Source organism: Streptococcus sp. HF-2466, from assembly GCF_015594645.1.
Lineage (GTDB): Bacteria > Bacillota > Bacilli > Lactobacillales > Streptococcaceae > Streptococcus > Streptococcus anginosus.
Genome location: NZ_JADNQU010000009.1, coordinates 1 through 23,486, shown reverse-complemented (window position 1 = coordinate 23,486; position 23,486 = coordinate 1). Strand labels below are relative to the sequence as shown.

The 23,486-nt window shown below is 40.9% G+C and carries 18 protein-coding genes, 9 tRNA genes and 1 pseudogene; 1 reads left to right on the top strand and 27 read right to left on the bottom strand.

The features are described from left to right. Nucleotides 1-9 precede the first annotated feature (9 nt). The 4 genes from purK to purD all read right to left on the bottom strand — a co-directional run bounded on the left by purK (nucleotide 10) and on the right by purD (nucleotide 3,500). Nucleotides 10-1,098 (bottom strand): 5-(carboxyamino)imidazole ribonucleotide synthase, encoded by a 1,089-nt coding sequence (gene purK, locus IYQ91_RS07600; RefSeq protein WP_195673505.1) that lies wholly within the window; start codon nucleotides 1,096-1,098, stop codon nucleotides 10-12. Beyond that, complete coding sequence (gene purE, locus IYQ91_RS07595; RefSeq protein ID WP_117645129.1) at nucleotides 1,085-1,573, bottom strand: 5-(carboxyamino)imidazole ribonucleotide mutase; 489 nt, start codon at nucleotides 1,571-1,573, stop codon at nucleotides 1,085-1,087. Before purE ends, purK begins: the two co-directional genes overlap by 14 nt. Nucleotides 1,574-1,810: 237 nt before the next feature. Beyond that, nucleotides 1,811-2,245 carry a DUF523 domain-containing protein gene (locus IYQ91_RS07590; protein ID WP_195673504.1) on the bottom strand — a complete coding sequence of 145 codons (435 nt, stop codon included), beginning with the start codon at nucleotides 2,243-2,245 and terminating at the stop codon, nucleotides 1,811-1,813. Further along, entirely contained in the window at nucleotides 2,235-3,500 is a 1,266-nt protein-coding gene (gene purD, locus IYQ91_RS07585; protein WP_195673503.1) for a phosphoribosylamine--glycine ligase, read from the bottom strand. The genes IYQ91_RS07590 and purD overlap by 11 nt, the downstream gene beginning before the upstream one ends. Before the next feature lie 196 nt (nucleotides 3,501-3,696). On the opposite strand from purD, the pseudogene IYQ91_RS07580 reads away from it, so the two are divergent. Beyond that, a pseudogene (locus tag IYQ91_RS07580) lies at nucleotides 3,697-5,630 on the top strand (GBS Bsp-like repeat-containing protein). 58 nt (nucleotides 5,631-5,688) lie between these two features. On the opposite strand, the gene purH reads toward IYQ91_RS07580, so the two are convergent. The 23 genes from purH to IYQ91_RS07465 all read right to left on the bottom strand — a co-directional run bounded on the left by purH (nucleotide 5,689) and on the right by IYQ91_RS07465 (nucleotide 23,435). Continuing rightward, complete coding sequence (gene purH, locus IYQ91_RS07575) at nucleotides 5,689-7,236, bottom strand: bifunctional phosphoribosylaminoimidazolecarboxamide formyltransferase/IMP cyclohydrolase (RefSeq protein ID WP_195673502.1); 1,548 nt, start codon at nucleotides 7,234-7,236, stop codon at nucleotides 5,689-5,691. 240 nt (nucleotides 7,237-7,476) lie between these two features. Beyond that, nucleotides 7,477-8,028: a phosphoribosylglycinamide formyltransferase gene (gene purN, locus IYQ91_RS07570; RefSeq protein WP_195673501.1), complete on the bottom strand. Its 552-nt coding sequence runs from the start codon at nucleotides 8,026-8,028 to the stop codon at nucleotides 7,477-7,479. A 175-nt stretch (nucleotides 8,029-8,203) separates the two neighbouring features. Further along, a complete protein-coding gene (purM, locus tag IYQ91_RS07565) occupies nucleotides 8,204-9,226 on the bottom strand; it encodes a phosphoribosylformylglycinamidine cyclo-ligase (protein ID WP_195673541.1) in 1,023 nt (340 codons plus the stop codon). Between the two features lie 41 nt (nucleotides 9,227-9,267). Further along, nucleotides 9,268-10,731, bottom strand: a complete 1,464-nt coding sequence (gene purF / locus IYQ91_RS07560) for an amidophosphoribosyltransferase (protein ID WP_195673542.1) — start codon at nucleotides 10,729-10,731, stop codon at nucleotides 9,268-9,270. Between the two features lie 90 nt (nucleotides 10,732-10,821). Next, nucleotides 10,822-14,547 carry a phosphoribosylformylglycinamidine synthase gene (locus tag IYQ91_RS07555; protein WP_195673500.1) on the bottom strand — a complete coding sequence of 1,242 codons (3,726 nt, stop codon included), beginning with the start codon at nucleotides 14,545-14,547 and terminating at the stop codon, nucleotides 10,822-10,824. 51 nt (nucleotides 14,548-14,598) lie between these two features. Beyond that, nucleotides 14,599-15,306, bottom strand: coding sequence for a phosphoribosylaminoimidazolesuccinocarboxamide synthase (purC, locus tag IYQ91_RS07550; protein WP_195673499.1), 708 nt, complete (start codon nucleotides 15,304-15,306; stop codon nucleotides 14,599-14,601). Between the two features lie 158 nt (nucleotides 15,307-15,464). Continuing rightward, a complete protein-coding gene (locus IYQ91_RS07545; RefSeq protein ID WP_003036910.1) occupies nucleotides 15,465-15,710 on the bottom strand; it encodes an acyl carrier protein in 246 nt (81 codons plus the stop codon). Next, on the bottom strand, nucleotides 15,707-16,705 hold the full coding sequence (plsX, locus tag IYQ91_RS07540) for a phosphate acyltransferase PlsX (RefSeq protein WP_195673498.1): 999 nt from the start codon (nucleotides 16,703-16,705) through the stop codon (nucleotides 15,707-15,709). The genes IYQ91_RS07545 and plsX overlap by 4 nt, the downstream gene beginning before the upstream one ends. Continuing rightward, complete coding sequence (recO, locus tag IYQ91_RS07535; RefSeq protein ID WP_126466345.1) at nucleotides 16,702-17,475, bottom strand: DNA repair protein RecO; 774 nt, start codon at nucleotides 17,473-17,475, stop codon at nucleotides 16,702-16,704. Before recO ends, plsX begins: the two co-directional genes overlap by 4 nt. Further along, nucleotides 17,453-18,640, bottom strand: coding sequence for a pyridoxal phosphate-dependent aminotransferase (locus IYQ91_RS07530; protein ID WP_195673497.1), 1,188 nt, complete (start codon nucleotides 18,638-18,640; stop codon nucleotides 17,453-17,455). The genes recO and IYQ91_RS07530 overlap by 23 nt, the downstream gene beginning before the upstream one ends. A 151-nt stretch (nucleotides 18,641-18,791) precedes the next feature. Beyond that, nucleotides 18,792-19,760 carry a ribose-phosphate diphosphokinase gene (locus IYQ91_RS07525; protein ID WP_003027164.1) on the bottom strand — a complete coding sequence of 323 codons (969 nt, stop codon included), beginning with the start codon at nucleotides 19,758-19,760 and terminating at the stop codon, nucleotides 18,792-18,794. A 132-nt stretch (nucleotides 19,761-19,892) separates the two neighbouring features. Beyond that, entirely contained in the window at nucleotides 19,893-21,119 is a 1,227-nt protein-coding gene (gene pcsB / locus IYQ91_RS07520; RefSeq protein ID WP_022526464.1) for a peptidoglycan hydrolase PcsB, read from the bottom strand. 109 nt (nucleotides 21,120-21,228) lie between these two features. Continuing rightward, nucleotides 21,229-21,729 carry a rod shape-determining protein MreD gene (gene mreD, locus IYQ91_RS07515; protein WP_195673496.1) on the bottom strand — a complete coding sequence of 167 codons (501 nt, stop codon included), beginning with the start codon at nucleotides 21,727-21,729 and terminating at the stop codon, nucleotides 21,229-21,231. 1 nt (nucleotide 21,730) lies between these two features. Next, the gene (gene mreC, locus IYQ91_RS07510) at nucleotides 21,731-22,537 is read right to left on the bottom strand and encodes a rod shape-determining protein MreC (RefSeq protein WP_022526466.1); all 807 of its coding nucleotides are present in this window, start codon (nucleotides 22,535-22,537) and stop codon (nucleotides 21,731-21,733) included. 94 nt (nucleotides 22,538-22,631) lie between these two features. Continuing rightward, a tRNA-Ser gene (locus IYQ91_RS07505) sits at nucleotides 22,632-22,719 on the bottom strand. Between the two features lie 10 nt (nucleotides 22,720-22,729). Then, nucleotides 22,730-22,803, bottom strand: a tRNA-Ile gene (locus IYQ91_RS07500). A 35-nt stretch (nucleotides 22,804-22,838) separates the two neighbouring features. Beyond that, nucleotides 22,839-22,909: transfer RNA gene (locus IYQ91_RS07495), tRNA-Gly, on the bottom strand. A gap of 15 nt (nucleotides 22,910-22,924) precedes the next feature. Beyond that, a tRNA-Phe gene (locus tag IYQ91_RS07490) sits at nucleotides 22,925-22,997 on the bottom strand. Nucleotides 22,998-23,003: 6 nt separating this feature from the next. Further along, nucleotides 23,004-23,077: transfer RNA gene (locus IYQ91_RS07485), tRNA-Met, on the bottom strand. A gap of 12 nt (nucleotides 23,078-23,089) precedes the next feature. Further along, nucleotides 23,090-23,179, bottom strand: a tRNA-Ser gene (locus IYQ91_RS07480). Nucleotides 23,180-23,193: 14 nt separating this feature from the next. Continuing rightward, a tRNA-Ile gene (locus tag IYQ91_RS07475) sits at nucleotides 23,194-23,267 on the bottom strand. 14 nt (nucleotides 23,268-23,281) lie between these two features. Beyond that, nucleotides 23,282-23,355, bottom strand: a tRNA-Met gene (locus tag IYQ91_RS07470). Nucleotides 23,356-23,361: 6 nt separating this feature from the next. Next, a tRNA-Pro gene (locus tag IYQ91_RS07465) sits at nucleotides 23,362-23,435 on the bottom strand. Nucleotides 23,436-23,486: the final 51 nt, after the last annotated feature.

Below are 23,486 nucleotides of genomic sequence, written 5' to 3'. Positions count from 1 at the left end.
CAAACTCCTCTAAAAATCTATTCCCTCACCTAGTTCTCTCACCTCATCTGGCCCTTCACTAAACAGGGTCACATGTCCCATCTTGCGGTTGTGTTTAGCTTCTTCTTTGCCATAGAAATGAAGGTGGGCGCTAGGGTGTTCTGCGACGTACTGTGCAGCTTTTTCCATGTGCTGACCAAGAACATTGAGCATGACGGCTGGGGCATGAAGGGTCACTTCTGGCAGGGGCTGACCCAAAATACCCAAGATATGAGTATCAAACTGTGAGAAATCACAGGCTTCGATAGAATAATGCCCTGAATTATGCGGGCGCGGTGCGATTTCATTGACCAAAATCTGGCTGCCAGCCACAAACATCTCTATACATAGTGTACCAGAAAGTTGGACTTCTGTGGCAATTTTTCTTGCCATTTGCAGCGCCTTGTCCGCTAAATCTTGGGAAATCCGCGCTGGGACAATCGTTTTAGAAAGGATATTGTTGCGGTGGATATTTTCCTGAACAGGAAAAAGAGTCAAATCCGTGCCATTTCCAGACACAATAACCGATATTTCCATGCTGAAGGGGACAAAATCTTCCAACACGCAAAGAGTCTTGTCTGCTAAATCACGCGCAGTCGCTAAACTCTCCTCGTCTCTAATGACGACTTGACCGTGACCGTCGTAGCCACCCGTTGCTGTCTTTAGTACACGCTTGACAGAAAAATCATAATTTCCCAAGTCTGAAGACGAGCGAATGACGCGATAAGGAGCCAAATTCACGCCTGTGCTTGAAAGAAACTCTTTCTCGTGTACTCGGTTTTGAGAGATACGTAGCAGCCTCGTTCCTTGTGGCAAATCTGCCAAATCAGCTACCGCATCTAGGCTGTCCGCATCGACATTTTCAAATTCATAAGTCAGGACATCACAGCGCTCAGCCAATTGACGAAGAGCCGCCACATCATTATAAGGGGCAACGATGACCTCGCTGACACGAGCAGCTGGACAATTAGCAGCTGGATCTAGTGTAATGACCTTGTGACCTCGATAAATTGCAGCAATCGCCATCATTTGCCCTAATTGACCGCCACCGATAATTCCGATCGTTTTAGTTGAGTTCATTGCTAGACTCCTCAGCAATCTTTCCTTGTTTTTCTGTAAAGTCAGCCAGTGCTTGAGCGATTTTAGCATCTTCAACAGACAGCAAGCGCAAAGCAAAGAGCGCTGCATTAGTTGCGCCTGCTTCGCCGATAGCCATCGTTGCCACAGGCACGCCACCCGGCATTTGCACAATAGAGTAAAGCGAGTCCACTCCGCTCAAAGCACGAGATTTGACAGGCACACCGATAACCGGCAACGTTGTTTTAGCTGCTACCATACCAGGCAGGTGAGCTGCACCGCCAGCACCTGCAATGATAACCTTGATTCCACGTACGCGTGCTTCCTCAGCATATCGGAACATAAGGTCTGGCGTACGGTGAGCTGAGACCACCTTTTTTTCATAAGCGACACCGAAGTCCTCCAGAACTTGGGCTGCCTTTTTCATCGTTTCCCAGTCGGATTTGGAACCCATGATAATAGAAATAATTGGTTGCATAATTCTCCTTTTTTCAAACCTGCCTTAGGCTGTGTGAGGTCGTTGTGAGCTTTCTTGCGTGTGATGTTACACTTTTTCTCATCTTTTCTTAAAAGTCGAGGAAAGGCTAGCATCACATCTAAAAAATCTTCTTGACTACGTTTGTAGACCTTTGAGCTATAAATTTTCCTAAAATACCACAGCAATAGCAGACATAGTTTCATAACGACCTTTGGTCGCTTGAGCTAGCGTTATACTTTATGTAATTATATCTTCAGCATCAATAACTCTGTAGCCTCGTTTCTTTAATGCTTGCGCAAAAAGGCCACTGCCCTCTATTTTTCGACCAGTAAAACGACCATCGTAAATCTGATTGACACCGCAAGAGGGACTTCGGGACTGAAGAATAGCAAAGTCAATGTTTTTTTCAGCTAAGCTAGACAATGTGCGATCAATTCCTACTTGAAATTCTTTATCATAAAAATTCCCATTGACATCACATGGCCGCCCTTTTAAAATCTCTACTGGCTCTCTTGGAACTGGTAAACCGCCCGCAACTTCTGGGCACACTACTAAGACATCTTTATCCGCAACAAAGTCAATAACAGCTTGATTATAATTATTGCCTCCATTGTACTTGCAATTTTCTCCAAGCAAACAGGCACTAACTAGTATACATTTTTTATTTTTCAAGAGCCTTGCTCCCAATATCAGTTCTGTAGAACAGTCCAGCTGTGTCTTGTTTGTCGAGTTGGGCATAAATTTTTTCCTGCGCAGCCTGGACGCTGTCAGCTGTGGTGACTAGCATATAGACCCGTCCACCATTGGACAGCAGATCTTTGCCATTTTCATCAAACTTAGCCCCTGCATAGTAAGTGATGATGCCACCGTCGGTCTTTTCTGGCAGAACCACACCTTTTTCGTAGGCAAGTGGATAACCTTCAGAAGCCACGACAACGCCCAATGTCACACCGCTGTCCGCCCAGGTCATGTCCGGCTCCTTGCCCTCCAAAATGTCCGCGATATTCTGCGCAAAATCAGAGGTTAGGCGCGGCAGAATAACCTGCGTCTCAGGATCGCCAAAGCGAGCATTGAACTCAATGACCTTGGGTCCATCCGCAGTCAAAATAAGCCCCGCATAAAGCACGCCGAGGTAAGAGCGCCCTTCTGCTATCATACCTTTCAGTACCGGCTGGACAATAGTGTCAACCGACTGAGTAACTATCGCTTGCGACAGCTGTGGTACCGGTGCATAAGCGCCCATACCGCCTGTATTAGGGCCCTTGTCACCGTCATAAGCACGTTTGTGGTCCTGAGCTGTTGGCATGATGTAAAACTTATCACCATTAACAAAGGCAAAAAGAGAAAACTCTTCTCCTTCAAGAAATTCTTCAATAACTACACGCGCACCAGAATCGCCGAATTTATTGTCCAGCAACATTTCGTGCACTGCATCCACTGCTTGCTCCACAGTTTCGGCCACGACCACACCTTTTCCTAGCGCCAGACCATCTGCTTTGACCACAATGGGAGTACCTTGATTTTCGATATAGGATTTAGCTTTTTCAAAGTCTGAAAAAGTTTCGTAGCGTGCTGTCGGCACACCGTATTTTTTCATGATAGACTTGGCAAAATCCTTGGACCATTCCAGCTCAGCAGCTAGCCGAGTCGGTCCAAAAGCCTTGAGACCGGCGGCTTCAAAATCATCAACGATACCTGCAGCTAAAGCGTCATCTGGACCAATGAAAGTCCAAGCAATGCCATTTTCTTTGGCAAAGTCAATTAGCTTGGAATGTTCGGAAATTCCGATATTGACCAAATCCAGCCCATCAAGCGTCATCCCGTCATTTCCGGGAGCCACAAAGACCTGCTCCACCTGCGGAGATTCTAACAATTTCTTGGCAATAGCATGCTCGCGTCCACCTGAGCCAACAACCAAAAGTTTCATGATTATCCTCTTTGCGAATTATTTATATCAATTATACCACAAATGTTCGTTTATGCCTTTGTTTATCGTGAAATATTTCGATAACAATGAAATCTCGCTATCATTTTCTAATTTTTCAATCCAACTTACCATTTTTCTCATCTTTTCCCGAATAATCTAAATGGAACTATCCAAATTATTTATTCAAAGGAGATTTATGAAAAAATACAATCAATTATTTTTACTATCCAGCGCTGTGTTGAGCGTTTTTTCTGCTCAACTAACTGCTCAAGCCTCGGAAGCAGATAATGCTCAAAAAAGCTCAAATCCAGCAATTCTTGCTAGCAACATTACCGTCAATGTTTCTGGAAATACAGCTTCTATTAACTACACACGCTCACAGACACAAGTTCCTTACACCATTTACCACGCTGTTTGGTCTGATGAAAATGGGCAAGACGATATCAAATGGTATTCTGCGCCTCAGACACCAACTACAGCTATTGATTTGCGTCAGCACACTGGTTATGGAACCTTTCATGTTCACACTTATATCAATATCAATGGAAAAATGGTTGGTTTAAACGGAACGACTTTCAAAGTAGAAAAACCAACTAGCGGCACGGTTTCTACAACCGTTTTAGGAAAGACTGCTCAAATATCCTTTACTCGAAACAAAGATCAAACAAATGCCAATATTTTACACGCTGTTTGGTCTGACGAAAAAGGACAAGATGACATCAAGTGGTATACGGCAGGGCAAGACACAACAGAAATTGACTTATCCAATCATAAAGGATACGGTGTTTACCATGTTCATACTTATGAAAGTAAAAACGGAAAGATGATTGGATTAAATGGCACCACTTTTAACCTTGAAAAACCAAATCCTACTATTCAGACTAGCTTCCCTGAGCCTGGTATCATGGATATTCAGATCAAAAATGTTCCTAAAACAATCTACAAACTAACTGTTCCGGCTTGGTCTGACCGCAACGGACAGGATGATCTTCAATGGTATGCAGCTACTAAAAATCCTGATGGAAGCTACAATGTTAGAGTTGAGCTAAAAAAACACAACTATGACACAGGAACTTATCACATTCATCTTTACGGAGAAAGCTATGTCAAACCAGAGTTTACTGGCTTAGCTGGAATCACTGCCCAAGTTGATGCTGATAAATTGCCTTCTGAAGAAGAGCAAAAACCATTCTTCTCTGTTGAAAATATCAATCAAGAACAAGGGACTTATACCGTCAAAGTTAGTGAAACTTCAAAGTCCAAACCGATTCAATCTGTCCGAGTACCTATTTGGAGCACGAGCAATCAAAGCAATATCAAGTGGTATGCAGCCACTAATCACGGTGATGGAACTTTACGACAAGCTTTGATATTCGCAATCATCAAGTTTTGTCCGGAACGTACACCAATCATATTTATGTGAAATATAAAGACGGTAGCGAGCATAGTTACGCAACGGATTCGGTTGCTATGTCCACAGAAAAAATTAAAACCAAAGTATCTGTCAATAAGCGCTCAACTTATCTTTATGAGGTGACAGTGACAGATGCCTACGGTGACGGAACAATTACCCTACCGACTTGGTCTGAAGTCAACGGCCAAGATGATATTCAGTGGTACACCGCTACTAAAGCTGGAAATGGAATTTACAAATTCACAGTTGATACGCAAAAACACACTGGCAGTGGCCTTTTCCATACACATGTTTACCGCAATCTCAACGGTCAAATAATTGGACTAACAGGTACGAGCTATCAAGTAGAGAAGCCTGCTATCTCTTTCCAACCAAATTATGCCGCAGCAACGACTTATCCAAAAGGGCAATGCACTTGGGGCGCCAAAGCTCTTGCGCCTTGGGCTGGTAACTACTGGGGCAACGGTGGTGACTGGGCTGCTAGTGCCAGACGAGCTGGTTTTAAAACCGGTACAACTCCACAAGTAGGGGCTATTATTTGTTGGACAGACGGTAGTTACGGTCACGTTGGAGTTGTTACTCACGTTGCCTCAAACACACGCATTCAGATTCAAGAGGCCAACTACGCTGGAAAACAGTATATTGGCAACTTCCGCGGCTGGTTCAATCCTCATGCAGCTGGACAAGGAGCAGTTAGTTACATTTATCCAAAATAAGTCCCTCTGAACAACTTAAAAAACCTTGGAAAATCAATCCAAGGTTTTTATACTATTTTCAATGTCTAAAATGCCGTACGCCTGTAAACACCATGGCAATGCCGTATTTATCAGCCATGTCGATAGACTCTTGGTCACGGACGGAGCCACCTGGCTGGATGATTGCTTTGATCCCAGCAGCTGCGATTTCTTCAACGTTATCAGCAAATGGGAAGAAAGCGTCAGAAGCAAGAACAGCCCCGTCAAGGCGGTCTTTGGCTTGGTCAAGAGCGATACGAACAGAAGCGACACGATTGGTCTGACCCGGACCGACACCCAATGTCATGTGATCATTTGTCACGATGATACCATTCGATTTCACATATTTGATCGCTTTCCAAGCAAATTCAAGTGCTGTTTTTTCTTGGTCGTTTGGTTGTCGTTTGGTTACAACCTTCCAATCCGCTGGATTTTCTTCAATAACATCTTGGTTTTGAACCAAAAGCCCACCGACAACACCCGTGTATTCTTTTTCAACTTGGCTAGCTTCTTGAGCTTCAAATGGCAATTGAAGAATACGCAAATTTTTCTTCTTAGTTGTCAAGATTTCAAGGGCTTCTTCTGAATAACTTGGTGCAATGATGATTTCAAGGAAGATAGCGTGCATTTTCTTAGCTGTTGCGGCGTCAACTTCACGATTCAGCACAACAATACCACCAAAGATTGAAACTGGGTCTGATTCATAAGCGTAGTCCCAAGCTGTTTCAATATCATCAGCTTGTCCGATACCACACGGATTCATGTGTTTAAGGGCAACAACAGTGGGACGGTCTTTGAAATCACGGATAATGCGGATTGCAGCGTCAGCGTCACGGATGTTGTTAAATGACAATTCTTTACCATTCAATTGTTTAGCAGAAGCAATTGAGTAATCTGTTGGCAAAGCTTTTTGGTAGAAATCAGCGTCTTGTTGAGGGTTTTCACCATAGCGCATTGGTTGTTTCAAATCGTAAGTGATTGTGAGTTTTTCAGGTTTTGTTTCACCAATTTGTTTTGTGAAATATTCTGCAATTAAAGCGTCATAAGCTGCTGTATGACGGAAAACTTTTGCTGCCAGGCGCCTACGAGTTTCAAAGTTTGTTTCACCATTAGCTGACAATTCATCCAAAACAACAGCGTAATCAGCTGGGTCAACGACAACTGTAACACTAGCATGGTTTTTAGCAGCAGAGCGAAGCATGGAAGGACCACCGATATCAATATTTTCAACCGCATCAGCGTAAGTCACATCTGATTTCAGAATAGTTTCTTTGAATGGGTAAAGGTTAACCACAACAAGGTCAATCAATTCAATGTGGTTATCTTTTGCGGCTTGAAGATGACTGTCAAGATCGCGACGAGCCAAAAGGCCGCCGTGAATATTTGGATGAAGTGTTTTCACACGACCGTCCATCATTTCTGGGAAGCCCGTTACATCATCAATGGCGATAGTATCAACGCCTGCTTTATCAAGCGTAACTTTTGTTCCGCCAGTTGAGATAATATCCCAACCAAGTTTTTTTAATTCTTGAGCAAATTCAACAATGCCCGCTTTGTCTGAAACACTGATTAGTGCACGTTTTGTCATTTCAGTCCTACTTTCTACTTCTTTTTGTAAAATATAAACCACTAAATAGCAATACTGGCAATAAGCCCGATAGAATAAGCCAAGCAAAGGCGTAACGGATTTTCAAGATTACCAAATAAGTACATTTACTATAAAGGCAACGACAATAAAAGTTAATACAAACACCAAAATCTTTTTTATCATCATAATCTCCTTATAAGGCAGCATACTAATAGCTAACTACGCTATCAAATACACGGACTACTTTTTCTTAACTCCTAAGCTCTCCAAAACATCTGGATAGAGTTTATACTCTGCTTCATGAATGCGAGCTTCAAAACTGTCAATGGTATCATCAGCCAGACGAGGCACACGAACTTGTTTAATCACTTTTCCCGTATCAACACCATTGTCAACCCAGTGAATGGTAACACCAGATTGGTCAACACCTGCTTCCCAAGCATCATCAATACCATGAGCCCCTGGAAATTCTGGCAGATAAGCTGGGTGAATATTGATGATACGACCTTCGTAAGCTGCTAGCAAAGTCGGACCAACAATCTTCATATAACCAGCTAGGCAAACCACATCAATATCATATTTTTCAAGCAAAGTAACAATAGCTTCTTCGTAAGCTGCTTTATTATCAAACTCTTTGAGTTCAAAAGCATGAGCTGTCACACCGAGTTTTTCTGCACGTTCTAAGACATATGCATCTCGGTGGTCTGAAAAGACAAATTCAACTGGAAATTGCTCCGCAATGACTTGAAAATTTGACCCATTACCACTCGCAAAAACGGCAATTTTTTTCATAAATTCGATACAAAGGGACGTTTCGGCTTGCCGAAAATCTTCGTAGAAAATAGGAAATAGATGAAGAGTGCTCGCACACAAATCTGTTTATCTTTTTTCCTAGAAAATTAGTCCCGTGTTCAGTTCAGCAAATAAACCGAACACTCCTTTCCTCAATCTTTCTATGCAAAATGTGCTACTTCATCACCACACTTGCATCAGCTTTTTTAACAATACGACCAAGTTCGTAAACTGGTTCGTCAAGCAATTCTTTCACGCGCTCAACCTTATCAGGGCTAACTGCCAACATCAAACCAATACCCATGTTGAAGATTTCAAACATTTCTTCGTGTTTGATGCTGCCATATTTTTCAAGAGCTTTGAAAATTGGAAGAACCGGAACTTTATCCTCTTCGATTTCAGCAGCTAAATCATCCGCAAACATCCGTGGAACATTTTCAACGAAGCCGCCACCAGTGATGTGAGCAATACCGTTAACCAATTCTTCTTTGATAAGCGGAAGCACCGCTTTGACATAGATACGTGTTGGTTCAAGCAGCACTTCTTTCAATTTTTTGCCTTCAAGTTCTGGAAGTACTTCTTCACCTGTGTAATCAGCAAAGACACGACGGACAAGCGAATAACCGTTTGAGTGAATACCGCTGGAAGCAAGTCCAAGAAGAACATCACCATCAGAAACTTTTGACCCGTCAATGATTTGGTTTTTTTCAGCGACACCAACCGCAAAACCAGCTAAATCATAGTCGTCTTCACCATACATACCAGGCATCTCAGCCGTTTCGCCACCGATAAGAGCTGCACCAGATTGAACACAACCTTCCGCAACACCTGCAACGACTTGTTCAAGCTTTGCAGGTTCATTTTTACCCGTAGCAATGTAATCTAGGAAGTAAAGCGGCTCTGCCCCAGCTGCAATGATGTCATTGACACACATGGCAACACAGTCTTGACCGATTGTATCGTGTTTATCATATTTGATGGCAAGCATGAGTTTTGTTCCCACACCATCAGTTCCTGAAATCAAGACAGGCTCTTTGACATCCAGCTGGGACAAATCAAACATCCCACCGAAGCCACCGAGAGCCCCCAGAACACCAAGACGCTCCGTACGCGCCACATGTTTCTTAATCCGAGCAACAACCTCGTATCCCGCCTCAACATCAACACCAGATTGAGCGTAAGCATTTTTTGTCATAATATTTTTCTCCTTTTGGGAAATAGCAGAGCTATTAAACAGTTCTATTTATTTTCATTAACTTCATGAATATAGAAGCTTGTTTTTTCTTCTAAGCTCTTGAGGTAAGGTTTTTCGTAATCGTAAAGTGGTGTTGGATACTTACCGTCAAAGTAAGCCACACACAAACCACCATTAGGCGCATCTGTATCCAGACCGATTGATTCAATCAAACCGTCAATTGACAAGTAAGTCAAGCTATCAGCACCGATAATCTCACAAACTTCATCTTTAGTGTGGTTAGCTGAAATCAATTCACGACGATTTTGAATATCGATACCGTAGAAACATGGGTATTTCAATTCTGGACTACCGATTGCCACATGAACTTCTGTCGCACCAGCTTCACGAAGCAAACGAACGATACGGCGTGATGTAGTTCCACGCACGATAGAATCATCAACCATGACCACGCGCTTACCTTTAACAACACCAGATACGGCTGAGAGCTTCATGCGAACACCTTGCTCACGCAAATCTTGTGTCGGTTGAATGAAAGTACGTTGTGTGTACTGATTTTTCACCAAGCCCATTTCATTTGGGAGACCTGATTCTTCAGCAAATCCCATTGCTGCTGAAAGTGATGAATTCGGCACCCCAACAACGATATCTGCTTCATGCTGGAATTCCTGTGCCAGACGCTTTCCCATATTTTTACGGGCGGTGTGGACATTAACACCGTAAATATCACTGTCAGGCCGTGCAAAATACACGTATTCCATCGAGCAAATGGCAAGCTGAGTGTCCGTCGTGTAGGTATCGTACTGAATGCCATTGTCATCAATGATAACAAGTTCTCCTGGTTTTACATCACGAACCCATTTAGCACCAACCACTTCAAAGGCACACGTTTCACTTGCAACCACCCAAGCCCCATTTTTCGTCTGACCGATTGATAAGGGACGAAATCCGTTCGGGTCAAGCGCAGCAATCAATTTATCTTCTGTCATCAAAAGGTAAGCAAAGCCACCTTTGACAGTGTTCAACGCTTCTTTGACTTTACCGATAAATTCAGGATTATGGCTACGGCGAATCAAATGCATTAGAATTTCAGTATCAGATGAGGCATTAAAAATCGCTCCTTGGTCCTCCAGTTCTTTTTTCAGCGACAAAGCATTTGTCAGATTTCCATTATGACAAAGGCCAAACTGTTCATCTGTAAAATTGTAAAGAAATGGCTGAATGTTGTTAATAGAAGCCGAGCCTGCTGTCGCATAGCGAACATGTCCAATTGCAGCATACCCGGTCAATTTTTCCAAATCGGCAGGATTTTTAAATACTTCTGAAAGTAGACCTGTATTACGGTACTGAAGAAGTTTGCCCTTATCGTTTGTCACGATACCAGCACCTTCCTGACCGCGGTGTTGAAGACTATGGAGTCCAAAATAAGTCACTTGAGCAGCTTGAGGATGTCCCCAAATCCCAAAAACTCCACATTCTTCATTAAGAGATTTCACTTCGTATGTCACTGACATTTCCTCTTATTTTTCTGTCATTTTTATGTTCAATCATTATCAAAAGAATCCGAAATCATAGTTTCTTTTGATATTTGACGAGTATTATTCCCCTGTAAAGTATTTCACAGCGCTACGGAACAAGTGTTGGTCTTTATTTCCTGGGATATTTTGGAAAAGACCGTCTTCCCAGCGTTCTGAATGTCCCATTTTACCAATGATTTGACCGTTCTTGCTGGTAATCCCTTCAATCGCATTAATAGAACCGTTTGGATTGTATTTAGAATCCATACTTGGTTTACCGTCAAAGTCAACATATTGGCTGAAGATTTGTCCATTATCACGAAGTTCTGCAAATTCTTCATCTGTTACGACGAATTTACCTTCACCATGTGATACTGGAATAGCATGAACGTCATCCACTTCAACACCAAGAAGCCAAGGTGAATTCGTATTGGCAATACGTGTTTCAACCATTTTCGCCACGTGTTGGTTAGCATCATTGTAGAAAAGAGTTGGGCTTGTTTCAGTCGCGTCTTCAAAGTTACCGTATGGAAGAAGACCTGATTTCACAAGTGCTTGGAATCCATTACAGATACCGATGATAAGGCCACCTTTTTCAATAAAGCTGTCAATAGCTGCGCGGACTTTTTGGTTCAACAAGATGTTGACAATGAATTTAGCCGAACCGTCTGGTTCATCAGCAGCTGAGAAACCACCTGCAAAGAAGATGATGTTAGCTTTACTGATATTGTCAACCATTGTGTCAACAGATGCTTCAATAGCTGCTTCATCAAGTGTTACAAATGGTACCAAGTTAACTTTTGCACCTGCTTGTCCAAAGGCTTTAGCTGAATCGTACTCTGAGTTTGTACCAGGGAAGACTGGAATGTAAACAAGCGGCTCTGCCACTTTCTTACTTGCTTTAATGACAGCATCGGAAGCAACTGCTGGAACATCTTCGAGTTTTGTACTTTGTTCAAATTCAGTTGGGTAAACATCTTCGAGTTTGCTTTCAAAGGCTGACAAAAGTTTATCGCCCGCAAGGTTGACACCGTTGACAGTAAGTGTAAAGTCAGCTGTAGTTTCACCGATTTTGCTAGCTTCAGCGATTTCTTCAGTAGATGTAAAGATAAAGCCACCGAGTTGTGCTGTCAAGCTAGTCGCAAGCTCTGCCAATTCTACTTTAGCACCGATATGGTTACCAAAAGCAGCAAGTGCCAAACTTTCCACCACACCACCGTATTTAACAGCTGAAGCTGATGTGATAGAATGTGCTTTTTGAATCGCTTCAAATTTAGCAAAGTTAGCTTTAATCAAGTCAAAATCGATGTCTTGTGAAATAGCTTGCCCTGGAATGTAGTAAATGTATTCACCAGCTGTTTTAAATTCTGGCGAAAGAACATTACGACTATCAGCCGTTGTCACACCAAAGGCAACCAATGTTGGTGGTACTGTCAATTCTTCAAAGGTACCAGACATTGAATCTTTACCACCGATTGATGGTAAACCTAGTTGTAATTGTGCTTCGATTGACCCAAGAAGGGCTGAAACTGGTTGTCCAAAGCGTTCAGCTTGTTTATCCATACGTTGGAAATACTCTTGATAAGAAAAGCGTGCTTTAGACCAATTCGCACCAGTTGCGACCAAACGAGCTGTTGCTTCAATAACAGCGTAAGCTGCACCATGATAAGGTGACCACTCTGCAATATAAGGATTGAATCCCTGTGCCATAACTGACGCTGTTGTTGTTACACCGTTTTGAACAGGAAGTTTTTGAACTGAACTTTCTGTTGGTGTGATTTGATAACGACCACCAATCGGATGATTGACCGTTGAACGACCAACAGAGCTATCAAAGATGGTTTGTAAACCTTTTTGACTAGCGTGATTAAGGTCAGAAAGAGCATTTACAGTATCAGATTCAAGTGTCGCAGCTGAGGTGGTACGTTGTTCTGGCATGTCAACTTGACTGTCAACAACATTAGCATCAACCACCACGCGCACACCGTTTGTATCAAGGAAACGACGTTCAATATCAACGATTGTTTGACCATTCCAAGTCATAACAAGATTTGGTTTTTCAGTAACTGTGGCAACCACTACCGCGTCAATATTTTCTTTATAACATTCAATGATAAAAGCATCAACATCTTTGGGACGAACCACAACAGCCATCCGTTCTTGTGATTCAGAAATAGCAATTTCAGTTCCGTTAAGCCCTTGGTATTTAAGTGGCACTTTGTCCAAGTCAATTTCAAGACCATCTGCCAATTCACCAATAGCCACACAGACGCCGCCAGCACCAAAGTCATTTGATTTCTTGATGAGACGAGTGACATTGCCATTGCGGAAAAGACGTTGAATCTTACGTTCTTCAATGGCATTCCCTTTTTGAACTTCTGCGCCAGCTGTTTCAACAGATTCAACGGTTTGAACCTTAGATGATCCTGTGGCTCCACCAATACCGTCACGGCCTGTTTTACCACCGAGAAGAATAACCACATCACCAGCTTCTGGTTTTTCACGAACAACATTCCCTTTAGGAGCTGCACCGACAACGGCACCAAGTTCCATACGTTTAGCGACGAATCCTGGGTGGAAGTATTCTTTAACGTAAGTTGTGGCAAGACCGATTTGATTCCCATATGAAGAATAACCATGTGCCGCTGTCTTAGAAATCACTTGCTGCGGCAATTTGCCGGCACGCGTCTCAGCAATCGGTGTTGTAATATCACCAGTACCTGAAATACGCATTGCTTGATAAACATAAGAACGTCCTGACAATGGGTCGCGGATTGCACCACCGATACACGTTGCGGCACCACCAAATGGTTCAATTTCTGTTGGGTGATTGTGTGTTTCATTCTTGAACATCAAAAGCCATGGTTCTTTAACACCGTTCACATCAACTTCGATTTCAACCGAACAAGCATTGATCTCGTCTGATACTTCCATGTCATCCAAACGGCCATTGGCACGCTCGTAACGACCAAAAATAGTTGCCATATCCATAAGCGTTTGCGGCTTTTCAGAACGTCCAAGTTCATCACGCATAGCAATATATTTATCATAAGTTGCCTGTAATTGTTTTTGGAATTTAGACGCTGAGAAGTCAATATGCTTCAGCTCAGTTTCAAAAGTTGTGTGGCGGCAATGGTCTGACCAGTAAGTATCCAACACTTTCAATTCTGTTTCCGTTGGCACGCGCCCGATGGATTTGAAATAATCTTGGATGAAGACAAGGTCATCCACTTCCATTGCCAAACCTTGCTCAGTTTTATAATTAGCAAATTCAACTGCTGTATAAGTCTTGAAGAAATCAAGATTTGGAATCGTTTTGTCCGACTCTGAAAATGCTTGCGGTGCAATTCCTGTCGTAATATCTTTAAAACGAGAATCTACTGGATTAAGAAGATAATTCTTAACCGCATCAAGTTCAGCAGTATCAATATCTTTGTTAACAAGATAAAGTTGAGCCGTATTAACTGTTACATCATTACTGCTGCCAAGAAGGAGTAATGCTTCTTGTGATGAAGCCGCACGCTGATCAAATTGACCTGGAAGTGATTCGATGGCAAAGAAAGCATAGTTAGCAAGTTCAGCAACCACATCACTTTCAGCCAAAATAGTATCAGTTACCTGTTCAGAGAAGATGTGCTTTTCAGCACGCTCAAAAAGCGAATTTGCCAAACCAAACACATCATACACTTGAATAATACGCAAATCGGTCAAACTCGTTAATTGAAGATTGTGTTTGAGTTCTTTAACAAGCGCCTGAGCCTTAATGTTAAAATTTGATTTTTTCTCAACGAAAATTCGTTTATTCATTTTTTACCCTTTTTAGAATTCTTCTTTCTACTTAATTAGAAATCACAGTTTTTAGTTAAGCCCTTTGAGTTTTTTAAGGACAACTTCGTAAACATCTGTCAAACTACCTAAATCACGGCGAAAAACATCTTTATCCATGTGATGACCTTCAGCATCCCAAAGACGGCAGTTATCTGGTGAAAATTCATCCGCAAGAATAATTTTGCCATCTTTGTCCTTCCCAAATTCCAATTTGAAATCAATCAAATTAAGACCAATTTGGCTGAACCAATCTTTCAAAAGTTCATTAATACGACGTGTTTCTGCTTTAATATAAGCAATATCTTCATCACTTGCAATACCAAGGAATTTTACGTGCTCATCATTGATAAATGGGTCATCCAAATCATCATTTTTATAGTAAAATTCAACGATTGGAGTATCTAATTCAATACCTTCTTCTACCCCAAAACGTTTTGAGAATGAGCCTGCAGTGACATTACGCAAAACAACTTCAAGTGGAATGATATCCACTTTTTTATTCAATTGTTCGGTTTCTGACAATTGTTTAACAAAGTGAGTTGCCACACCTGATTCATTCAATTTCGTAAAAATGAAAGATGAGATTTGATTATTAAGAACACCCTTTCCTTTAATCGTCTCTTTACGAGCGCCATTAAGCATGGTCGCTTGGTCTTTGTAATGTGCAATAATAAGATTTTCATCATCTGTCAAAAATAAATCTTTAGCTTTTCCCGAATATAACAAATCACCTGTCATTTTAATATTCGCCTTTCACGTTTTTCTGACTTAAGTCTATCATATTCAAAAAGGATTTTCAAGAAAATGCCGTACAATATTCGCAAACATCAAAAAAACAGCTGGGGTTTCAACTGTTTTCTCATATTTTCTTTATTTAGTCAATAAAAAGTTCGTTTTTATGCTTTCTTCAAATTTTTCTGCACGCAAGCGACAACATCACTCACATTCTTCAACTCATCTATATCTTCGTCTGAAATTTCAATACCAAATTCATCCTCCACAGTTAGAATAAATTCCATCAAATCAACAGAATCTGCCTGCAGGTCATCTTTCAAACTAAGTGTTTGAGAAACTTGAAATTCCTTTCCACGACTTTCCTGAATAATCTCTACAATTTTTTCGTAAATTTCTTGTTCTGTCATTTTGCCTCTCCCGAAAATTCATTTACTGCTTTTCCTACAACATCTGTTTCTAACATTGTACGAATTTGACGAATCGTGCTGTAAACCGCTTTTGCATCACTCGCTCCATGTGTTTTAACAACAGGTGCTTTCACTCCAAACAAAACAGCACCGCCTACATCAGAATAATTTAAACTACTCTTCAAAGACTTTAGACTGTCTTTCAGTAACATTGCACCTAGTTTTGCTTTCCAGCCACCATCTAAAATAGATTTTTTAAGCTGGCTCATAATCCCCATGGCTGTTCCCTCCATGGCTTTCAACACAGCATTACCTGTAAATCCGTCCGCTACCACAACATCTGCTACATGATCCATTAAATCACGCGCTTCCACATTTCCAATAAAATTTAGCGAGGAGTCCGCTGCTAACAAATCATACACTTCCTTACGAAGCGGATCACCCTTGCTCGCTTCTGTTCCATTGTTTAAAAGCCCTACGCGTGGTTGTTTGATTCCACGTACATTTTCAGCATAAAATGACCCTAAAATAGCATACTGATGCAAATGATGAGCTGTATTTTCCGCATTAGCCCCCAAATCCAACATATCAAAGCCTTTGCCATCTGTCGTTGGTAACGTAGACATCAATCCCGGACGATCAATATTCTTGATACGGCCAACAATGAAGAATCCCGCGGCCAAGAGTGCGCCAGTATTCCCCGCTGAAAGAACGGCATCAGCTTCTCCGTCCTTTACTGCTTTTGCCGCTAGCACCATGCTGGCATTTTTCTTCTTGCGAATTGCTTTAGTTGGCTCATCGTCCGAGTTGATTTTTTCATCCGTATGAACAATGCGAACTCGCTCACTTGCCTTTAAATACTGCTTGATTTTTGCTTCATCTCCATAAAGGATGACTTCAATATCCGAAAAATCGTTCAGTGCTCGATTAACCCCCTCTACGACAGATTGTGGAGCATAATCGCCACCCATGGCATCAATTGCTATTTTTTTCATTTCGACTCCTTGTTCTTTAAAATTTCTCCCCAGTCTCCCAGAGAATCAATAAATTTTTTGGGCTTTAGATGAATCCCAACATATTCTTCATAAATTTGATCAATCACTTTTCGTAATTGTCGTTTTAACTCAGGATTCAAAGAAATAGTCTCCAATTCACTATATTGAACCGCTTGAAATTGGTCTAATAAATAAGGAATGTTGGGATCCAAATGACTCCGTCGCTCGTCCTTGTCGTAATGCTCCGGACATAAAACGCCGTTATAAGTAAAAGAAAAATCAAACGGTAATCCTATTCGGTGGCAAAAGCAGCATTCATGGAAATTCAAAGAAACACCAAAACGTGACAAAATTTGAATTTCAAAAATATTGGTCAGCACCTCATAATCCAAGCCCTGCTCCATCAATTCCAACGTTTTTTGCAAAAAAGCAAAGAGAGCCGAATCTATTTCATTATCCTGAATACTGGCGTCTGCCAGAGCTACCACATAAGTTGCATAAGCCATTGTAAACAAATCATGATTGATATGCTGGAAAGTCGTAACCTCTTGATAATCATCGATATAACTCAAACCGTCATCATTTATTTTCATCAAAAAATCGGCCACTACCAATGGTTGGACAACCGGATTCAACTTAGAATTTCTAGCATGTTTCACGAAAAACATTCGCTTACCAGCCTGCTCTGTGAAAATTTTGACCAGCTTATCATTTTCTCGGAAATTACGATTATAGAGAACCAAACCTTTACTTGTGATGGATTTCAGCATACTCCTCCATATATTCCTCAAGCCGCTTCATAGCTTCTTTTATCGTATCCATGCTGGCCGCATAAGAAAGACGTACATAACCTTCCCCATACTGACCAAAAGCAGCACCAGGAATGAAAGCAACTGCTTTTTTTTGTGCAAAATCCTTTAAAAAAGCAAAAGAATCTTGATTGTAGCCAGCTGGAATCTTGGCAAAAATGTAAAATGCACCATCTGGTTTGATAATCTTAAAACCCAGCTCCGTCATTTTTTCGATAATGTAATCGCGACGCTCAATATATTCCCTTTTCATTGGCTCTGCATCGTCTTTACCCGCTGTCAATGCCTCCACTCCTGCAAATTGAGCCATCGTGTTTGCGGCTGTCACCAAATATTGGTGACTTTTAATCAATTGAGCCGTAAAAGCAGCTGGGGCAAAGGTGAAACCTAGACGCCAGCCTGTCATCGCATGCGATTTAGACAAACCATTAATCACAATCGTTTGCTCTGGTAAAAATTCTGCAATAGATACATGTGGTTGCTCGGTATAAGTCAGCTCAGAATACACTTCATCACAAACAACAAAGACATCATACTTTTTCAATACATCGGCTAACGCAGTCATTTGTTCTCGTGAATAAGTCACTCCTGTCGGATTAGCTGGATAATTTAAAATCACTGCTTTAAGCTGATTACCTTGCTCCAAGATAGCCTTTTCCAGTATTTCAGGCGTTAAAACAAAGTCATTGTCTGTCGTATCAATCTCGACAATTTCTGCTCCCACAAGATTCACAATTGGTTCATATCCTGGATAAGCAGGTGCAGGCAAAAGTACCTTGTCTCCTTCTTCTAAGATAGCTGTCAACGTAGCAGATAAAGCTTCGGTTGCCCCAATTGTCACTAAAATTTCTGTTTCAGGGTCATAAGAAAGATTGTATTTTTCGTTTACAAATTGACTAGCTGCCTGACGCAATTCTAACAACCCACTCATGCCCGTATAATGACTCTCGTTTGCATCAATTGCCGCTTTCGCAGCTTCTTTTACATGATCTGGAGTTGTAAAATCAGGCTCTCCCAATGTCAAACGAAGAACTCCAGGAATGTTCGAAATAGATTGATCAAATTGCCGAATCAAAGAAACTTCAATTTTATCTAAATTTTTGTTAAAACGTTTCGCCAAATCCATATCTTACCTCCAAAATCTGATAGAACTATTATACTATAAAACCTAAGTCATAGCAAAAATATCATAATATTGAGAAAATTCATCACTTATCATCTGATTGAAGCAAAAGAATCACTCCAGCTATCAGAGTGATTCCCTTCTAGATTTCTTATTAAAGAGCCGTTAAAGTTTCAAATAATGGCGAAAGAGGACGTTTTTCATGGATACGTACAATCGCCTCTGCCAAAAGATGAGCAATCGAAATTTGTTCAATTTTATCAATTAAACGTTCTTCTGGCAAATAAATTGTATCTAACACGACCAATTTTTTAATCGCTGATTTCTGAATATTATCCATAGCAGGACCCGAAAGTACTGGATGAGTACAGCTTGCATAAACTTCTACCGCACCTGCCTCAGCAAGCGCATCAGCAGCATGGCAAATTGTCCCAGCTGTATCAATCATATCGTCAATTAAAATACAAGTTTTGCCTTCTACTTTACCGATGATATTCATCACCTCACTCGTATTCATCTTATCTACACTACGGCGCTTATCAATAATAGCAATCGGTGTTTTCAAAAATTCAGCTAATTTACGAGCGCGCGTCACACCACCGTGGTCAGGGCTAACAACTACATAATCGCTACCTGTCATCCCACGACGTTCAAAATAATCCGCAATGAGAGGAGCCCCCATAAGATGATCTACTGGAATATCAAAAAATCCTTGAATTTGAGCCGCATGCAAATCAATTGTCAGCAAACGATCAACACCAGCCACTTGCAACATATTTGCAACTAATTTTGAAGTAATTGGCTCACGAGCACGTGCCTTTCGGTCTTGACGAGCATAGCCATAATAAGGCATTACAACATTGATTGATTCAGCACTTGCACGCTTTAAAGCATCCACCATGATTAAAATTTCCATCAAATTATCATTGACGGGCGAGCTCGTTGACTGCAAGATAAAAACATGTTTTCCGCGGATAGATTCTTCGATATTTACTTGAATCTCCCCATCAGAAAATTGACGCACAGTTGACTTTCCAAGCTCCATACCAATCTCTTGAGCAACACGTTTAGCCAGTTCCTGGTTAGATGAAAGAGCAAAAAGCTTTAAATCAGAAAACGACATGATTTCCTCCAGTATATATTCGTTTCTTTGTAAGTCAGTTACAAATTTCTCCACTTAACATTGTAACCCTTTTTAGTGAATTTTTCAATTAAAAATAAAAAACGCAAGATGCGCTTTTTATCTTTATATTCATTAATTTGGATAGATGTAAGTAAATGAGCCTTGTCCTGCAGCAGCTGGATTGAACCAACCACGGTAATTTCCAATAGCTTGATTACCTGCATAATTTGCTTCAGATACTTGAATACTTGTAGCTGATTGAACAGCTGTTACAACAGCAACGTGTCCATAACCACCATCGTTCCATGAAATGATCGCACCTACTTGAGGTGTTGAACCTGTACGGAAACCAGCTGCAGCCGCACTTGCTGCCCATTGAGCTCCATTGCCCCAATAATCACCAGCCCACGGAGCTAATGTTTTTGCTCCCCATGTACATTGACCAACTGGATAAGTTGAAGCAGATGAACTATATGTAGGACGGCTCACAGTTCTAGTAGTAGTTGTTGCTGCTTGCTGCGTCACATTTGTTTGAGTTGGCGTAGATGCTGTACCACTATTGTTGTTTACAGCTTGTACTTGGGCTGCAAAACTTGTATTAGCAGAAGAAGCTACAGCTTGTTCTTGCGCTGCCTGCTGTGCTTTATACGCTGCTTCTTGTGCTGCTGCCTCTTCAGCTGCCTTTTGTGCTGCTGCTTTTTGTGCCAACAATGAGTTCTTTTCACCTTCAGCAGTTGCTTTTTCTGCAGCAAGATTCAACTGCGCTGCTTTTAGTTCAGCTTGCTTAGTAGACAATGTTTTTGCATCATTTGCAAGTGTTTGTTGATTTGCGATAACAGTATTTATCGCTTCATTATTTGCTACTTGTTTTTCAGAAATAGCTTTTTTATCTTGTTTTTGTTGTTCCAACATTTTATTGTTTGCTGAAACAATTTCACTCATCGCAGAAACACGTGAAATAGCTTCTGTAATCGATTTTGAATTTACAATTGTATTGATATAGCTTGTAGCTGTACCGCTCGTTTGAGCACTACGTGCTTGATTAGCCAATGATTCATTACGCGCTACAATATTCTTAGACAACGTTTCGATTTCAGCCGATAATTTTGTTGATTCAGCTTGAAGTTTTTCGTTTTCAGCTTTCAATTTTTCTTGTTGAGATTGAATAGATGAAACTTGAGCTTGAATTTGATCTACTTGAGCTTGAGCTGATTTTTGTTGATCATTCAAACTATTAATTTTGCTATCTTGTGCAGCGATTTTGTCATCAGTAGAATCTGCATGTACATTTACAAGAGATGCTCCCTGTGCAAAAACCATTGTACTTAATAAGATTGACGTAAGTAATTTTTTCTTCATAAACAATTATACTCCTATTCGATAAGACATTTATAAGTATAACAAAAAAAGGCGCTGAGTATGTTACGCCTTTGTTACATTTCTATTTCCAATTCATCATAAAATCTTATCATAAATATATCTTCTCCAAAATTGGTTGAAGCAACAAAAAGAATAGTAAATTTGAGACCATTGTCGGAGCAATTGTATAAACGACAAAATCTGCAAAAGACATTTGAGCTAGATGGGTAACATTTGCCAAAGCGAACATAGCCACCTCAAAGAAAAATACTAAAATGGCAACTGTTAAAAAACGACTAACTCGATTAGACATCAAAACAGAATTATATTTACTAATAACAATCCCCACTAAAGGCAACAATAGTGTCGAAATGCCGATAATATGAAAATAATACGCATCATACAATAAACCAATTAACAGCAACATGATAAAATTAGTATTTTCTGAAAGATTTATCGAAATATACAAAATAAAGATAAGCAAAAGATGACTTAGTAAGTGGATATTATTTGGAAATAAATTAGTTAAAAGATTTGAAAGATGGCCATCTACTAACATCACAACAAATAAAACCAAAAAGGGTAAAATGTAGCTTTTAAAAAATTTCATATCAATTTCCTACTAATGTCACCACACGAATATCTGATAAATCCGCACTTGGTTTTACAAAGACTTCTTTTGTTAAATGGTCCGATTTTTCAGTAACAGAAAGGACTGTTCCAACCGGAATATTAGGAATGTTGTACGTTCCTAAACCACTGGTCACAACTTTCTCACCTTTTTTAATGGTATCCGAACTATTTAACTGACTGATAATAAAAGCAGATTTTTCTTTACTGTAGCCAACAATCACACCATAAATTGTGCTTGTCTCCGTTTGAATTCTTACTGAAATATTATCAACATTTTTATTATTTGTTAAAAGATTTACTTGGCTAGAATGAGAAGCGACATCTTTCACACTACCAATCAAGCCACCGTTTGCCACCGCGAGCATTGTATTTTGAATTCCATTTTGACGACCAGCATTGACAGTTAATTCAGATAACCAAGAAACAGGCATACGCGTGATAACATCAGATGAAACCGTTTTTTTTGACTCATAAAGATTTCTCATTTCTAATAGTTGTCTTAATTGAGCATTTTCATCTTTTAATGAAGCTGAATCAGCAGATTGTTCTTCTGCTTTAAATAAAGCTTTTTTTAATTGCTTGTTTTCTTTATATGTCCGTGATAAATCAGTCAAATCTGATTTAACATCCACCAAAAAATTAAATGGTTTTGAAATAATATTATCCAAAATAGAAACAACATTAGAAGTTGCATTCACCACACCTAAAGAACGAGTAGTAACCAAAAGTACAGAAGTTATTATTATCAAAACAGCAGTCATAATAAGAAATTTGGATTTTTTCATATGATTCACTCTACTCCAAAATAGATACAATATCTATCACACAAGATTCACAGATAACAGAAAAGGAGATAGCTATCGCTACACTCCTTACATACGGAGAATGGGGGATTCGAACCCCCGCGCCAGTTACCCGACCTAACGATTTAGCAAACCGTCCTCTTCAGCCTCTTGAGTAATTCTCCAAAAATATTATGGGCACGAGTGGACTCGAACCACCGACCTCACGCTTATCAGGCGTGCGCTCTAACCACCTGAGCTACGCGCCCAAGTTCAAAAACTTGGTGTGAACATCTCCGTTCAAAGCGGGTGACGAGAATCGAACTCGCGACAACAGCTTGGAAGGCTGTAGTTTTACCACTAAACTACACCCGCTTAATTATTCAAAAATGGCGCGAGACGGAATCGAACCGCCGACACATGGAGCTTCAATCCATTGCTCTACCAACTGAGCTACCGAGCCTACCTATTGCGGGAGCAGGATTTGAACCTACGACCTTCGGGTTATGAGCCCGACGAGCTACCTAGCTGCTCCATCCCGCGCTATTCCTACTAAGGAGGATGTGGGATTCGAACCCACGCACGCTTTTACACGCCTGACGGTTTTCAAGACCGTTCCCTTCAGCCGGGCTTGGGTAATCCTCCACAATATAACAAAATGGACCTTGTAGGACTTGAACCTACGACCACTCGGTTATGAGCCGAGAGCTCTAACCAGCTGAGCTAAAGGTCCAACAAGATCAATTATAGCGGCGAAGGGGATCGAACCCCCGACCTCCCGGGTATGAACCGGACGCTCTAGCCAGCTGAGCTACACCGCCATAGTATCGGGAAGACAGGATTCGAACCTGCGACACCTTGGTCCCAAACCAAGTACTCTACCAAGCTGAGCTACTTCCCGTATGGATAGAAAAAATGAAGTCCTAGGAGACTTCTTTTCTATGCACCCTAG

What these genes read in the sequence shown, in the direction of transcription:
- purK (WP_195673505.1), bottom strand. Translation starts at nt 1,098, where the DNA reads ATGAACTCAACTAAAACGATCGGAATTATCGGTGGCGGTCAATTAGGG.
- purE (WP_117645129.1), bottom strand. Translation starts at nt 1,573, where the DNA reads ATGCAACCAATTATTTCTATTATCATGGGTTCCAAATCCGACTGGGAA.
- purD (WP_195673503.1), bottom strand. Translation starts at nt 3,500, where the DNA reads ATGAAACTTTTGGTTGTTGGCTCAGGTGGACGCGAGCATGCTATTGCC.
- purH (WP_195673502.1), bottom strand. Translation starts at nt 7,236, where the DNA reads ATGACAAAACGTGCACTAATCAGTGTTTCAGACAAAGCGGGCATTGTT.
- purN (WP_195673501.1), bottom strand. Translation starts at nt 8,028, where the DNA reads ATGAAAAAAATTGCCGTTTTTGCGAGTGGTAATGGGTCAAATTTTCAA.
- IYQ91_RS07555 (WP_195673500.1), bottom strand. Translation starts at nt 14,547, where the DNA reads ATGAATAAACGAATTTTCGTTGAGAAAAAATCAAATTTTAACATTAAG.
- purC (WP_195673499.1), bottom strand. Translation starts at nt 15,306, where the DNA reads ATGACAGGTGATTTGTTATATTCGGGAAAAGCTAAAGATTTATTTTTG.
- IYQ91_RS07545 (WP_003036910.1), bottom strand. Translation starts at nt 15,710, where the DNA reads ATGACAGAACAAGAAATTTACGAAAAAATTGTAGAGATTATTCAGGAA.
- plsX (WP_195673498.1), bottom strand. Translation starts at nt 16,705, where the DNA reads ATGAAAAAAATAGCAATTGATGCCATGGGTGGCGATTATGCTCCACAA.
- recO (WP_126466345.1), bottom strand. Translation starts at nt 17,475, where the DNA reads ATGCTGAAATCCATCACAAGTAAAGGTTTGGTTCTCTATAATCGTAAT.
- IYQ91_RS07530 (WP_195673497.1), bottom strand. Translation starts at nt 18,640, where the DNA reads ATGGATTTGGCGAAACGTTTTAACAAAAATTTAGATAAAATTGAAGTT.
- IYQ91_RS07525 (WP_003027164.1), bottom strand. Translation starts at nt 19,760, where the DNA reads ATGTCGTTTTCTGATTTAAAGCTTTTTGCTCTTTCATCTAACCAGGAA.
- pcsB (WP_022526464.1), bottom strand. Translation starts at nt 21,119, where the DNA reads ATGAAGAAAAAATTACTTACGTCAATCTTATTAAGTACAATGGTTTTT.
- mreD (WP_195673496.1), bottom strand. Translation starts at nt 21,729, where the DNA reads ATGAAATTTTTTAAAAGCTACATTTTACCCTTTTTGGTTTTATTTGTT.
- mreC (WP_022526466.1), bottom strand. Translation starts at nt 22,537, where the DNA reads ATGAAAAAATCCAAATTTCTTATTATGACTGCTGTTTTGATAATAATA.